General features: G+C 70.6%; 12 protein-coding genes and 1 riboswitch. Of the genes, 5 read left to right on the forward strand and 7 right to left on the reverse strand.

The window, feature by feature from the left end; genetic code table 11:
- Positions 1–25: 25 nt before the first annotated feature.
- The 5 genes from ACVTJA_RS46030 to ACVTJA_RS46050 form a co-directional block, all read right to left on the reverse strand.
- Entirely contained in the window at positions 26–2,272 is a 2,247-nt protein-coding gene (locus ACVTJA_RS46030; protein WP_465830383.1) for a TonB-dependent receptor plug domain-containing protein, read from the reverse strand.
- A gap of 59 nt (positions 2,273–2,331) precedes the next feature.
- A riboswitch (cobalamin riboswitch) is annotated at positions 2,332–2,570 on the reverse strand.
- Between the two features lie 6 nt (positions 2,571–2,576).
- Complete coding sequence (locus ACVTJA_RS46035) at positions 2,577–3,149, reverse strand: FHA domain-containing protein (RefSeq protein WP_465830385.1); 573 nt, start codon at positions 3,147–3,149, stop codon at positions 2,577–2,579.
- 110 nt (positions 3,150–3,259) lie between these two features.
- A complete protein-coding gene (locus tag ACVTJA_RS46040) occupies positions 3,260–3,544 on the reverse strand; it encodes a hypothetical protein (protein WP_465830387.1) in 285 nt (94 codons plus the stop codon).
- Between the two features lie 38 nt (positions 3,545–3,582).
- Positions 3,583–4,254: a hypothetical protein gene (locus ACVTJA_RS46045; RefSeq protein ID WP_465830388.1), complete on the reverse strand. Its 672-nt coding sequence runs from the start codon at positions 4,252–4,254 to the stop codon at positions 3,583–3,585.
- A gap of 78 nt (positions 4,255–4,332) precedes the next feature.
- Complete coding sequence (locus ACVTJA_RS46050; protein ID WP_465830390.1) at positions 4,333–5,595, reverse strand: dipeptidase; 1,263 nt, start codon at positions 5,593–5,595, stop codon at positions 4,333–4,335.
- Between the two features lie 274 nt (positions 5,596–5,869).
- Between ACVTJA_RS46050 and ACVTJA_RS46055 the strand changes: the two genes are divergently transcribed.
- The 3 genes from ACVTJA_RS46055 (at position 5,870) to ACVTJA_RS46065 (ending at position 8,375) form a co-directional block, all read left to right on the forward strand.
- Positions 5,870–6,118: a hypothetical protein gene (locus ACVTJA_RS46055; protein ID WP_465830392.1), complete on the forward strand. Its 249-nt coding sequence runs from the start codon at positions 5,870–5,872 to the stop codon at positions 6,116–6,118.
- Positions 6,115–6,465, forward strand: coding sequence for a ComEA family DNA-binding protein (locus tag ACVTJA_RS46060; protein WP_465830393.1), 351 nt, complete (start codon positions 6,115–6,117; stop codon positions 6,463–6,465). The genes ACVTJA_RS46055 and ACVTJA_RS46060 overlap by 4 nt, the downstream gene beginning before the upstream one ends.
- Positions 6,466–6,641: 176 nt before the next feature.
- Complete coding sequence (locus ACVTJA_RS46065; RefSeq protein ID WP_465830395.1) at positions 6,642–8,375, forward strand: dipeptidase; 1,734 nt, start codon at positions 6,642–6,644, stop codon at positions 8,373–8,375.
- 58 nt (positions 8,376–8,433) lie between these two features.
- Here ACVTJA_RS46065 and ACVTJA_RS46070 read toward each other — a convergent pair whose 3' ends face one another.
- Both ACVTJA_RS46070 and cobS read right to left on the reverse strand, forming a co-directional pair.
- Positions 8,434–9,075 carry a histidine phosphatase family protein gene (locus ACVTJA_RS46070; RefSeq protein ID WP_465830397.1) on the reverse strand — a complete coding sequence of 214 codons (642 nt, stop codon included), beginning with the start codon at positions 9,073–9,075 and terminating at the stop codon, positions 8,434–8,436.
- Complete coding sequence (gene cobS, locus ACVTJA_RS46075; RefSeq protein WP_465830399.1) at positions 9,072–9,815, reverse strand: adenosylcobinamide-GDP ribazoletransferase; 744 nt, start codon at positions 9,813–9,815, stop codon at positions 9,072–9,074. The genes ACVTJA_RS46070 and cobS overlap by 4 nt, the downstream gene beginning before the upstream one ends.
- A 435-nt stretch (positions 9,816–10,250) precedes the next feature.
- Here cobS and ACVTJA_RS46080 point away from each other — a divergent pair, with 435 nt between their 5' ends.
- Both ACVTJA_RS46080 and ACVTJA_RS46085 read left to right on the forward strand, forming a co-directional pair.
- Positions 10,251–10,793 (forward strand): MarR family winged helix-turn-helix transcriptional regulator, encoded by a 543-nt coding sequence (locus tag ACVTJA_RS46080; RefSeq protein ID WP_465830401.1) that lies wholly within the window; start codon positions 10,251–10,253, stop codon positions 10,791–10,793.
- A gap of 238 nt (positions 10,794–11,031) precedes the next feature.
- Entirely contained in the window at positions 11,032–14,175 is a 3,144-nt protein-coding gene (locus tag ACVTJA_RS46085; RefSeq protein WP_465830403.1) for a DUF4175 family protein, read from the forward strand.
- Positions 14,176–14,182: the final 7 nt, after the last annotated feature.

Raw genomic sequence — 14,182 nt, forward strand, 5'->3', positions numbered from 1 at the left:
GCGCAGGGAGTTCCCGCGTCCTGACTCAGTGCGGCGAGGCATGCGATTCCTCAGAGGCAGAAGGTGCGGCTGCGGAAGAAGCGTCGCGGTCGAGCGCCACCGCGAGCGTCGCGTACACGGCGCGGCCCGGCAGCGGGAAACCGGTGAAGTCATAGGCCCGCACGTCGAGGAGGTTCTTCACCTCCACGGACAGGGTGAGGTCCGGCCCATGCAGGAAGGTGCTGGACGCGCCCGCGCTCAACAGCGTGCGCGACGGCAGGCTGCGCGAGCCCGTGCGGTTGACGAACTGCGAGGACTGATGGAGCACCTCGGTGCGCGCATTGAGCCAGTCCGGCCCCGCGCGCACACGGCCCACCCACTTCTGTCGCGGCCGGTACGGCAGGTCCATGTTGAAGAAGCGTGGGTCACCGTAGCGGTTCTGCGTCCGCATCCACGTGTAGCTGGCGTTGGCGGACAGCCACGGGAGCGGATGCGCCTCGCCCTCCAGCTCCACGCCCCACACGCGCGCCGCATCGAAGTTGTACGGACGCGCGAGCAGCGGCGGGTACAGCTCATACGCAATCAGGTTCTCGTACAGAGCACCGAAGCCGCCGGCGGTGACGCTCCACACGGGCTCATCTTCAACACGAAAGGCGGAGCTCCACGACACCGCCGCATCCGCGTACAGGGCACGCTCGGGCTTGAGCCCCGGGTTGGGGAGCAGCGTGCCCTGACGGATGTAGAGCTCCAGGAAGGAAGGCGCGCGGTGGGACTGGCCGACGTTGGCGCGCACTCCGAAGCCACCGCCCAGCGACACGGACGTGCCCAGCTTCGGAGCCAGCAGCCAGTACGGCCCCACCCGTTCCACCCGCAGCGACGGCACCACATTCACCCGGCCATCGAAGAGCCGAAGCTCGTCCATGGCCATGACGCTCGCACGCCACCACGAAGCGGACTGCCCGTCCCGCGCCTCGGTGACGCCCTCACCGGACGAGGCCACCGTGACGGTCAGCGACTGCATGTCTCCGAGCGCCCGGCGCCCCTCCAGCTCCACTCCGCCCACGGAGTGCCGCTGCGCACCACCCGCGCCCGGCAGCTCTCCCGTCACCTCCAGCCCGTCGCGCCGGAAGAAGCCGCGAGCACTCCCCTGCCCCACGTCGCCGAGAAGCCCCGACCAGCGCAGGCCCAGGGACAATCGACCCAGCTCCTGCCTCCCGGAGGACTGGGGGTTCTGCACCGTGCCGGGGATGGAGCGGTCCTCCAACGACAGCTCCGCGAGCGCATCCAACCGGGAGCCACCGGGCAGCCGCCGCCGGTAGCGCAGCAGACCGCCACCGCCTCGCGCGTCATTGCGCGCACGCACCTGCGAGGTGAGCGGGTTGTCGTCGACCGCGGGAAGCTCATCCACGTCGTACGCGAAGTCCCCATCCGAGCGCCCCGCATGCACCAGCAGCAGCGCCTGCCCATCGAGCAGCGGACCGGTGGCGGCGACATGGCCCAGCATCGTGTCCCAGCTCCCGTACGTCACCTCGCCGCTGGCGCGCAGGTGCGAGCCGGGCGCGCGGGTGATGATGTTCACCGCGCCGCCCAGGCCTCCCGAGCCATACCGGGCACCCGCGCCGCCGCGCAGGACCTCGAAGCGCTCCACCAGCGCGGCGGGAATCTGCGACAGGTCCGCCATGCCGCCCGCGCCGTTGAGGGGAATGCCATCCAGGAACACGAGCACACCGTTGGCCGCCGCGCCGCGCACCACCAGGCTCTTGCTCTGCCCATAACCACCGGAGTCCTGCACCGACAGGCCCACGGAGCCGGCGAGCAACTCCGCCGTGTCACGCGCCTCGCCCGCATGCTCGCGAGCGTCGATGATGGTGATGGCGCCCGTGGGGTCTCTGCGCTCCGGAGACTCCGGAGGCGGAGGTGTCTTCCCGCGAACCACGGTGGTGCGCGAAGCGGAGGGCTCCGCGGGAGCTGACTCCTGTTCTGCCCCGCTCGCCGTGGGCGTGGCCACCGTGGGCTCACGGCCCGACGCCTCACGCGCCGATGCCTCTTCACCGGCCTGTATTGGCGCATCGCTCCGAGGACTCGGCTCCGGGTCGGAGCTCACGACTGGCGAACTGGAATCCGGCGCGAGCACGGCCGAGCGCGCCGCGGAGCCCTGCACTGGAGCGGAAGCCGCCGCATCGCCGCCCGGCGCCTCACGCACCTGTCCCTCGTCAGTGGCCTGAGCGTGCGCGAGGAGCGGGATGTTGGGCACCAGGCACGCCACGAGCCCGGCGAGGAAGGTCCACCGCATGCTCCGCCTTCCGCTCTCTCCATCGAAGAGAGAAGGCCACCCGCCCGTGCCGGTGAAGGGCACGGTCGAACCCCTGGGCAGGTCTCCTGGCTGACGGGCTCCGGAGTCCGGCGCACGCCGCGCCATTCCGGAAGGGGCCTTCCGCCTTCCCCCGGAGCGACGCTGCCGGAGTGGCGACTGACCGAAGTCCCCGGCCCTGACCTCAGGGCTGCCCGTTCACAGTGGCGGGACCGCGCCGGATTCGCACCGGCTTCCCTCTTGAAGGCCCGACATGGGCACCCAAGGGCGCACCCCTTCTAGGGACTCACACCCCTCGCGTCAAGCGAGCCGGGGTGCGCTGGGACGACGCGCGCACGTACTGCTCGAAGGCGCACGCCTGGAGGAACACCAGCTCCACTCCCCCCAGCCTCAACGCGGCCCGAGCGAAGAGCGGCGCCGGCCTTCCCGGGACAATCAACACCCCGTCCTGGAACGTCCCGTTGTGGCTCCCCAGGTCCGTGACGCTCCACATCCCCGTGTGCGGCTCCTGCCGGAAACGCGCGTGCATGCGCGACACGGTGGGCTCCGACAGGATGATGTCGCACTCGGGGCCGCGGCCCACTGTCACCTCGGAAACGCCTCCGCGAGGACGCGGCCGCACCTCGAAGACGAGCGGCTCCACGGAGCGGCTCTGGGGCCGCCGCCCCGTCTGCGTCAGTCCCTCGGAGCGCGCCACCGGGGCCGGCGGCGCGGGCACGGACTCCCACACCAGCACGGGCCAGCGCAGGGTGCGCAGCAGCGCCTCACGGTCGACAAGCACCTGGGAAGCCAGGGTGGACAGGCGATGGAGCACGGGCACGTTCCTCCAGCGCGACGAGAGCGGAGCGAACCTGTGCATGGGGGTTCCATCCGGACACCCCCTCACGTTCATTTTCGTGGGACACAACCGCCCTCGCGAGCCAGGCGAGCCGTATGACTCACTCCCACCCGCGCGGTGGCACGGTGCGTCTACTCCCGCACGCCCGCGTCGGCACACGGCGTGCCCGCGTCCACGGCCTCCGGGGAACAGTCGGGGAGCGCCCCCTCTTCAACCGAATCCCAGTCCGACTCCGCCCCCGCGTCGTCCACGGAAGACGTGCCGGAACCTGCGTCGAAGTAGGCGACGCTGGCCACGCGGTCCTCCACGGCACAGCCCGCCGCGCACAGCAGGAGCCCCGCGAGGAGCAGCTCGCGAGGACGGAAGGAAGGGCACCCACGGAAGCCGACGCGCGTCACGGAGGAAGTCCGGTTCATCGCCTTTCACTCTCGCGCAGCCGCAAGCGGAGCGCCACTCATGGAAGAATCATGAACGCGACCGCCAGGCGGGGCTGCACCACCCAGCCGCGGTGCAGCGGGATGAACCCCCCGGAGGTGCTGTCCTCGTAGCCCAGGATGGGCCGGCCGACGACGAAGTCCAGGGCGGCGGTGGCCTCCACGGCGAAGAGCCGCGACAGGCGCCACCGCACCGAGGTGTCCGGCCCGGTGAGCAGCGTGGGGATGAAGCGCGGATTCGAGGGCACGACAGTCCGAGTCAGCGCGAATGAGGACCGCGCGAAGACGAGCAGACCCGCGCCCGCGCCCACGCCCCACCGCACGGGCCCGGAGCGGAGCACCGGCGTGTCCAGCCAGAAGCCGAAGGTGTACTGCTCCAGCTTCACGTGCGTCTGCGAGTCGTAGATGTTGTCCGGCACGCCCGCGAGGAACAGGAAGCGCAGGCGCAGCGCCGAGCCCTCCCAACCCATCCCGAGCAGCAGCCCCTGGTGCCCCGTCGAGGCATACCCGTCCAGCGCGCCCTGGGCACCCACCATGAGCTCCCACTGCACGGACGGCCCCTGATGCGCGGCCTCCGAAGCCATGGGGGCGTCCGCCGGAGGAGGACGCGGAGGCTCCTCGGCCCACGCGCCGGAACCCACGAGGAGCGCCATCACCCACCCGAGCCGCAGCCACCTGATGCCCGATGCCATGGCGCGGACGCTAACGCCCGCGGGCGCCAGCGGGAAGTCCCGCGATGAAGGGCCTGGCACCATCATCCGCTCCGTTCCTCAGCGCTGGGCGCTCGGGGCGGCGCGCAGCTCGCGGCTGACGCGCTCGGCCTCGCGGAAAACGCGCAGCAGGTTGCCCCCGAGAATCTTGTGGAGCTGCTCGCGGGTGTAGCCCCGGGCCATGAGGGCCTCGGTGATGCGGGGCAGGTCGGCCACCGAGTCGATGCCCTCGGGCGTGGAGGTGATGCCGTCGAAGTCCGAGCCCAGGCCCACGTGGTCCACGCCGGCCACCTTGGCGACGTGGTCGATGTGGTTGATGAGCGCGTCGAGCGGGGGCCTCTTCACCCTGGCCGCCCACTCCCAGCTCGTCGCCTGGGACACGCGGAAGCGCGTGGCGGCGTCCGCGTTCTTGTACTGCGCCTCCAGCTTCTCGTCGGCGGCGTTCCGCTCCGCGGCCATGGCGGCGAAGCCCTTGCGGTAGTCGTCGTCGATGAAGGCCGAGAAGAAGTTGACCATGACGACGCCCCCGTTGGCGGCGACGGCCTTGAGCATCTCGTCCGTCATGTTGCGCGGGTGGTCGGTGAGCGCGCGGGCGGACGAGTGCGACGCAATCACCGGCGCCTTCGTCACCTTCATCACGTCGAAGAAGGTGGAGTCGGCCACGTGGGAGATGTCCACGAGCATGCCCAGCCGGTTCATCTCGCGTACCACCTCGCGGCCGAAGTCCGTGAGGCCGCCGTGGTGCTTCACGCTGGCGTCATTGATGTCGCCGGACGAGTCGGCCCACTCGTTGGTGTTGGACCAGGTGAGCGTCATGTACCGCGCGCCCAGGCGGTAGAAGTCGCGCAGCACGCCCAAGTCATTCTGGATGGCGTGGCCGCCCTCGACGCCCATCAGCGCGGCGAGCTTCTTCTGCTTGCCCGAGCGCGCGGCGACGATGTCCTTCGAGGAAAGGGCCAGCACCATCTCGTCCGGGTGGCGCTCCACCTGCTGGAGCACCACGTCCATGAGGCGCAGGGCGCGGTGGGTGTACTGGCCTGCGAACTCCTTGGGCTCCACCCAGATGGAGAAGAAGGCGGCGCCCAGGTTGCCGGCGCGGGCGCGCGTGAAGTCGAGATGGCCCACGCCGTTGGGCGGCTTGGAGCCCAGGTCGAATCCCTCTTCCAGCATGCGCAATGGCGTGTCCACGTGCGTGTCGATGATGAGCGCGGACTCATGCACGGCGCGGGCCTTCGCTGAAACGGGCGCGGGCGCGGCGGCGGGAGTCTCGGCGAGCGCGGGAGCCCCCAAGAGGAGCAGGGAGGCGAGGACGGAGCGGTTCACTCGGGCACCTCGGGCTTCGGGAGATGGGACGTGCGGACTCTCCCATGGGTCGCGGATGGGATGAAGCCCGCTCTCGGCCCGCGAGAAGCCACTGGAGCATCCACGCCCGTCCTCGCGGTGGGACGGTTTTCACGCGCGTGCACGGTGCCCGGCGCGTGTTTCCGAGGAGAGGCGTGCTGGCACGCCGGCTGCTCATGGTGCGAGCGACCTCAGGCGGTCGAGCCGAAGAGGCGGCCGCGTCGTGGTGACGCGGGACGGAGTGTGGAGGTGGTTGATGCTGACGGCGGGGAAGCGGTTGGCGGTGTTCTCCATTCGCGAGGGCAAGGGCGGGAGCATCTGGGTGCGGGCGGGGAGCGCCTTCGTGAACAAGGACGGCTCGCTGAACGTGTTGCTGGATGTGCTGCCGCTCGACGGGAAGCTGCACGTGCGCGAGGCGGCGGAGAAGCGCGACACGGCGGCGGTGGCGGGGCGGTACGCGGGGGAGCCGGGCCTGGACGCGATGCCGGTGGGAGGCCACTCGTGAGGGCGTTGTGGATGGTGGTGCTGGGCCTGCTCCTGTGCGGCCCCGGCGTGGCGGAGGCCGGGAAGCTGCGCACCCAGTACACCGGCATGGTGAACCTCAACGAGGCCACGGCGGAGCAGTTGGACCTGCTGCCGGGCGTCGGTGAGAAGGCGGCGCAGCGCATCATCGAGCATCGCAAGAAGCGGCCCTTCCAGCGGGTGGAGGAGCTCGTCCGCGTGAAGGGCTTCGGCAAGAAGAAGTTCCTCAAGCTCAAGGCGCACCTGGCGCTCTCGGGGCCCACCACGTTGAAGGTGGAGCAGGTGCCCGCTCCTCCCGAGGGAAAGGAGGTGGTCGCCACGAACCACTGAGAACCTGAAAGGAACCCCGGCATGGGGGCCGCCGCCATGGACTCACGGACTTCACCCCTTCCTCCGGGGTCCGGGGCGGCGGCCCTGTCGTGCAACACCGCGTCAACGCGAGCAGGCAGGGAGGCGTACGGCGGGAGCGGTAGCCAACCCGGGGCATCTTGGTACTCTGCGCCGCCATGAACCGACGCATTGCGAATCTGCTCACCGCGCTGCCCGTCACGGCCGCGCTGGTCGCTCAGCCCGTGCTCGCGTGCACCAGCATGCTGGTGTCCAAGGGCGCGGCGGCGAATGGCTCCACGCTGATGACCTACGCGGCCGACGCGCACGAGCTGTACGGCGAGCTGTACTACACGCCCGCGCGCCGCCACGCGGCCGGCGCCATGCGCGACATCTTCGAGTGGGACACCGGCAAGTTCCTCGGCCGCATCCCCCAGCCGGCCCAGACGTACTCGGTGGTCGGCAACATGAACGAGCACCAGGTCTCCATCGGCGAGTCCACCTTCACGGGCCGCGAGGAACTGGAGGGGCCGGCGGGCATCGTCGACTACGGCTCGCTCATCTACATCGCGCTGGAGCGCGCGAAGACGGCGCGCGAGGCCATCCAGGTGATGACGAGCCTCGTGGCCGAGTACGGCTACGCCTCCACGGGTGAGACGTTCTCCATCGCCGACCCGAAGGAGGCCTGGCTGCTGGAGATGATTGGCAAGGGCAAGGGCCAGAAGGGCGCCGTGTGGGTGGCCCGCAAGGTGCCCGAGGGCTACCTCACCGCGCACGCCAACCAGTCGCGAATCACGAAGTTCCCCCTCAACGAGAAGGAGACCACGCTCTACTCGCCGGACGTCATCTCCTTCGCGCGGGAGAAGGGCTGGTTCAAGGGCGAGGACAAGGACTTCAGCTTCGCGGACGCGTACCACCCGCTCGACTTCGGCGGGCAGCGCTTCTCCGAGGCGCGTGTGTGGAGCATCTTCCGGCGCGCGGCGCCGTCGCAGAAGTTCGGCGCGGAGTACGCGGATGGCTCGGCGCCGGGCAAGCGCCTGCCGCTGTGGGTGAAGCCGGACAAGGAGCTGTCCGTGCAGGACGCCATGGCCCTCATGAGAGACCACTTCGAGGGCACGCCGCTGGACCTGTCGAAGGACGTGGGCGCGGGCCCGTACGCGGCGCCCTACCGCTGGCGGCCGATGACGTGGGAGGTGGACGGGAAGAAGTACGTCCACGAGCGCGCCATCTCCACGCAGCAGACGGGCTTCTCGCTCGTGGCGCAGATGCGCTCGGGGATGCCGTCGCCCATCGGCGGGGTGCTCTGGTTCGGCGTGGATGACACGTCCATGACGGTCTACACGCCCATGTACGCGGGCATCCGCGAGGTGCCGCACAACTTCGCGCAGGGCGTGGCGAGCCGCGGGCAGTTCTCCTGGGACTCGTCCTTCTGGGTGTTCAACTGGGTGTCGAACCAGGCCTACGCGCGCTGGAGCGACATGTCCGTGGACGTGCAGCGCGAGCAGGGCGCGCTGGAGGGCCAGTTCCTCGCGGACCAGAGCTCCATCGAGCAGGCCGCGCTGGAGCTGTACAAGCGCAGCCCCGAGGAGGCGCGCAAGTACCTCACGGACTACTCGGTGAAGCAGGGCGAGAAGGTCCACAGCCGCTGGCGCAAGCTGGGTGAGACGCTGCTCGTGAAGTACATCGACGGCAACGTCCGCGACGAGCAGGGCAAGGTGAACCACCCGAAGTACCCGGACGCGTGGTACCGCCGGATTGCGCAGGAGCGCGGCAAGACGCTGGAGATGCCGCCCGAGCCGAAGAAGGAGGCGCCGGCTCCCGTCGCCGCGCCCGCGGCCCCTGCTGCTCCGGCCGCGCCCGCGGCTCCGGCCCAGAAGCCCGCGCCGAAGCCCACCGTGGCCCCGGCGCCGTAGTCCAGACGTGAGGTGAGCACGGGCCCTTTCCACCTCGCGTGGGAAGGGCCTTCGTGTGTCAGAGGTCGACGCGCAGGTAGCAGGCCACGTTCATCAGCTTCACCACGGGCTCGTCGCCGAAGAAGTCGATGACATTCACGGCGGCGTGCTCCTGCCCCAGCCGGAACAGGCGCGCGTCGTCCATGCCGAGCGCCTCGGCCAGCAGCGTGCGGTTGACGCCTCCGTGGGACACCAGCGCGAAGCACTGGCCCACGTGCCGGGCCCGCAGCGCTCGGCCTCCTTCGCGCACCCGCTCGCGCATGGCCGGGTAGCTCTCTCCTTCCGGGAAGTGCACCCGCGTCGGGTTCGCCATCCACTCGGCGTAGACTTCCGGGAAGCGGCGCTCGGCCTCTTCGTAGGTGAGCCCTTCGAACAGGCCGAAGTCGATTTCGCGGAACGCCTCTTCCACCACGGCCTGCCCGCTCCGTCCCGCCATGAGCGGCGCCGCCGTCTCCAGCGCGCGCATCCGTGGGCTCGCGTAGACGCAGGCCAATTCCACGCGGGACAGGAACGCGGCCACGCGGTCCGCCTGCGCGCGCCCTTCCGGCGACAGGCCCACGTCCAGCCGCCCGTAGCAACGCCCTCGCATCTCCTCCGAGGGCTGCCCGTGCCGCACCAGCACCATGCGCGTCACGCCACCAGGTAGCCGCCAGTCCATCATCCGAGCGCCAGCACCAGCACGAGCACCAGCGCCTCACAGACTTCCGTGTTGGCGCCCAGCGTGTCCCCGGTGATGCCGCCAATCTTCTTCACGCACCACGCCGCCTGGAGCGCGGACACGCAGGCCACCAGCACCACCGCCGCGCTCCCTCGCACCGGCCCCAGCAACCCCAGGCACAATCCAAGCGCCAGCAGCGTGGAGCCCACCACCTCCAGCCCCCCCACGTGCTCCGTCATCACCGTGCCCAGCCCGCCCGAGGCGCGCGCATACGGCAGGAAGCGCCCCATGGGCACGGACACCCACCGCCCCAGCACCATCGACACCACCAGCGCCGCGTCGGCCTGTCCGCGCTCCAGCAGCGAGGCCAGCGCGCTCGCCTTCAGCCCCACGAGCAGCAGCAGCGCCACCCCACCGTACGCGCCGATGAGGTGGTCCCTCATGATGCGCAGCACGTCCTCTTTCGTGCGCCCGCCGCCGAAGCCGTCCGCCATGTCCGCGAGCCCGTCCAGGTGCAGCGCCCCGGTGAGCAGAGCGGACACGGCCAGCAGCAGGAACGCCGCCACCATCGGAGGCAGCGCCGGGTACACCACGTACCGCACCCCCACCAGCACCGCCGCGAGCAGCGCGCCCACCAGCGGGAAGGCCAGCGTGGCCCGGCCCACATCCGCCGCGTCGAACGTCGCCGCGCCCGGAACAGGGACGCGGCTCAGGAAGGCGATGCCCGCGAAGAGCCTTCTCATGGCGAACGCCCCGCCTCCACCTGACATGTCAATTGACGTGTCAAAGCCCCGTGGGAAGCACCGCCCCACCTCCGCGCCATCCACGCGGCCCGGTCCACACCCGCGGCGTCCTGCGGCCCGGGGTCGGAGCTCCCGTCAGAACCGTTCAGTGCGGCAACCGGGCAGCCGAGCCCCTCTCCTCTCTCCAACGAGCCCCGGCGCCCCGGCGTCCAGAAGCGCGCGTCAACGGACGCATCAGTCGCGAGAACGAGGCCGGGGGCAACGCGAAAGGGGCGCACGAGGGCTTCCATGGCAGGCGGCAAGTCGGCCCGTAGCTTGCTGGTGACCAACAGACAACGGATTTTGCTCAGCAGGACACACCGGGTAGCGGTAGACCTTCTGCAACACAAACGACCCGGAGAGACAGGGAGGCGGCAGGTGAAGGATGATGTACCCATGAAGGACACGGCCAGCGAGGAGCCGGCACCGCAGGAAGTCGAGCGTCCCCACAAGGGCCCTCCGCTCGGAGAGGTGCTCGAGTTCATGCGCCTGCTCTGGGCCGTGGACCACGGGCTCCAATCCACCTCGAAGCGGATGGAGGCCACGCTCGGGCTGACCGGCCCGCAGCGGCTCGTGGTCCGCCTGGTGGGCCGCTTCCCCGGTATCACCGCCGGCACCCTCGCACAGATTCTCCACGTCCACCCCAGCACCCTCACCGGCGTCCTCAAGCGCCTGGAGAAGCGGGGCCTCCTGGAGCGCAAGTCGGACCCGCTCGACGGACGCAAGGCGCTCTTCGCCCTCACCGACGCGGGCCGCGCGCTGGACATCCCCTCCGAGGGCACGGTGGAGTCCGCCGTGCAGCGCGTCCTCTCGCGCATGTCGCGCACGCGCATCCTCTGCACCCAGGACGTGCTCACCGCGCTCGCCCAGGAACTGGGCGGCGTCCCCATGGAAGAAGAGGCTGGCGGCGACGCGGCCAAGAAGCCCGCCGCGCGCTGACCGGCCGTCCGCCCCCTCCCCCTCCCCTGGGAGGGGGGTACCCTGGAAGGGCCGGGCCTCCTCTCGCGTTGCCTCCCGGACCCTCCCCCATCCGCCTCCTTCCGACGCCCGACACCGTGGGCACCCTCCCGTGAGCCTTCCGGAGCCAGGTCCCTCGCGCCGGACGGGAGGCTGCTAGAGAATCGGGAAATAGCCCGCCCCGGCACGGGTTGGCTTGCCACCGAGCGGACAGGACAGCGTGAATCTCGACACCCCGCAGACCCCAGGCCCCGAGCTGCCGCCCCCGTCTCCGCCGCCCCCAGCGGCGCCGGCCTTCCGAGCCACCGGGCGCGGCGCGCCGGGCGTGGAGGCCCTCCTCGCCGCCGTGCGCAAGCGTCAGCGCCGGCACCTCTGGGCGCAGGGCGCCATGCTGGGCGCCAGCGCGGCGGCGCTCCTCTTCACGGCGGCGGGCTTCCTCGGCCTCGTCGCCCCGCGCCTGGGCGGCTCCGTGCTGTGGCTTGCCCTCCCCGTGGGCGTGGGCGTGGCGTGCGTCTTCGGCCTGTGGCTCGCGAAGAAGCAGGTGGGCGACGACGCCCGCACCGCGCGGCTCGTGGGCCACAAGCGCCCGGAGCTCTCGCTGGACGTGCTGGCCGCCGTGGAGTTGAAGCACGAGCGCGGCACCGGGGCCGGCTGGTCCTCCGAGCTGGCCGGCGCCTTCCTCCAGCAGATGGACACCCGCGTGCGCACGGTGGACGTGCGCTCCGTGGTGGACGGCCGCCCGCTGAAGCGCGCGGCGCTCGCGTCCGGCGGCGTGCTGCTGGCGCTCTTCGTGCTCATGATGCTCGCGGGCGGACGCTGGAGCGCGGGCATGACGCGCATCAGCGAGGTGGGGAAGGGCCCGCAGGCCCAGGCGCAGGCCGAGCCGATTACCGGCGACATCGAGCTGACGTACCGCTACCCCGCGTACACGGGCCTCGCCCAGCGCACCGTGCCCGGCACCAACGGCGAAATCAGCGCCCCCGCGGGCACCGAGATTCTCCTCAAGACGCGCTCGGACCGCCCCGTGGAGCGCGCGGACATCGCCGTCAACGGCCAGGCCACACCCCTCAAGGTGACGGAGAACCGCGACCTGCAAGGCGCCTTCGTCGCGAAGCAGTCCGGCCACTACCGCTTCGCCTTCTACGGCCCGCGCGACAAGCTCCTCGTCACCGGCCCCGAAATCGCGCTCAACGTGGAGGCGGACAAGCCGCCGCAGGTGACGCTGATGACCCCGGCGGTGGAGCTGGAGGTGGACCCCGGCCAGAAGGTGACGCTCAAGTACGAGGCCACCGACGACTACGGCCTGTCCACCCTGTCGCTCGTCTACCGCACGCCCGGCGCGCAGCAGGAGACGCGCGTGCCGCTGCCGCGCGAGGACGGCCGCCGCAACCGCTCCACCTTCACGTGGGACTTGGGCACGCTCAAAATCAAGCCCGGGGACCGCATCACCTACTACGTCGAGGCGCAGGACAACGACGCGGTGGAGGGCCCGAAGAAGGGCGTCAGCCGCACGCAGGTGCTGCGCATCTACTCCGCCGCCGAGCACCTCCGCGCCGCGCTGGACAAGGCCGAGCATCTCTGGGGCCGCATGGTGGACCACCTCGCGGACCGCCTCGAGGGCCCGGACCGCGCGAAGCAGAAGGACCCGCAGGCCGTGGCCACCGCGGCCTCCGTGGACACCAGCGGTCAGCAGCTCATGACGGACATGCGCACGCTGGCCAAGGAGCTGGCGCGCGAGCGCGACGTGCCCTCCGAGCTGGTCTCCGCGCTGAGCCACATCGCCGAGGCGCTGGGCAGCCACATCTCCGGCACCGCGGACTTCCGCCGCCTCTACCTGCGCACCCAGCGCGCCCGGGGCGAGGACTGGGGCACCGGCAACCGCCTCACCGCCGTCGTCAACGAGGAGATTGACGAGGCGGAGAAGGACATCCTCTACCTGGAGTCGCTGCTCGACAGGCAGAAGCTGGAGGCCCTGCAGGAGCTGGCCAAGCAGCTCGCCAACGAGCGGCGCGAGCTGGCCAACCTCGTCGAGCAGTTCAAGAACAACCCCGACGACCAGGCCCGCCAGGCGGTGATGGAGCAGATTCAGCAGATGAAGAATCGCATCCAGGAGCTGATGCAGCGCATGGCGGAGATGCGCAAGGGCATCCGCGACGAGCACCTCAACGCCGAGGCCCTCACGGAGATGGTGAAGGAGCAGGACCTCCAGGGCGCCATGGATGAAGTCGAGAAGCTGATGCGCGAGGGCAAGACGGACGAGGCCCTCGCCAAGCTCCAGCAGCTCGGCATGCAGATGGACGAGATGCTCCAGAACCTGGACAAGGAGAGCAGCGACTTCGGCTCCGAGCAGTACCCCGAGCTGGCGGAGAAGTTCGGCAAGTTCATGGAGGAGCTGCAGAGCACCGTCCAGGAGCAGCAGAAGGTGGCGGACCAGACGCGACAGCTCCGCGACCAGGCCCGCGCGCAGAACAAGGACCGGCTCGCGGAGAAGGGCCAGGCCGTGAAGGACGAGCTCTTGCGCAAGGTCCAGCAGGCGCAGGAGGACTACAAGAAGCTGCAGCCCGAGCAGCTCAACAGCCGCGCCGCACGCCCGCTGGAGGAGGCCCAGTCCGAGCTGCAGAACGTGGAGAACGCGCTGAAGGTGAACGACTTCGACCTCGCGGCCGAGGCCGCCGCGCGCGCCGAGGACGCGGCCCGGCAGCTCTCCATGATGGGCGAGCAGCAGCGGCAGCTCGACGAGATGTTCGGCAACCCGCCCGAGGTGCGGCAGCAGTCCGCCAACCTCGCGCAGCGCCTGGAGCGCGACGCGCGCGGCGTGGAGGAGGTCAACAAGCAGCTCCAGTCCCTCTTCCCGCCGCCGGGCTCGCAGCTGTCGCAGCAGGAGAAGCAGCAGCTCCAGCAGCTCGCGCAGCAGCAGGGCCAGTTGGAGCAGCGCGCGCAGGGCCTGCGCCAGCAGATGGAGGAGATGCAGCAGATGGCGCCCCTCTTCGGCGAGGAGGCCTCGCAGCAGATGGAGAACGTGGGCCAGCGCATGGGCGAGGCCTCGCAGCGGATGCAGGGCAAGGACCCGGGCCGCGGCTACGGCGAGCAGCAGGCCGCACTGGAAGGCCTGCGCCAGTTCCAGCGGCAGATGCAGGAGGGCCAGAAGAGCGGCAAGGGCGGCCTGCCCCTGCCCATGGGCGCGGGCGCGCGCCGGCAGGAGGGCAATGGCAGCGACCCGAAGAACAAGGTGGAGCTGCCGGATGAGGACGCCTTCCAGGCGCCGAAGGAGTTCCGCAAGGACCTGCTGGACGCGATGAAGCAGGGCGCGCCTGAGAAGTACAAGGAACAGGTGAAGCGCTACTACGAGGAGCTGGTGAAGTGAGACACGG

The organism is Pyxidicoccus sp. M6 (assembly GCF_055568925.1).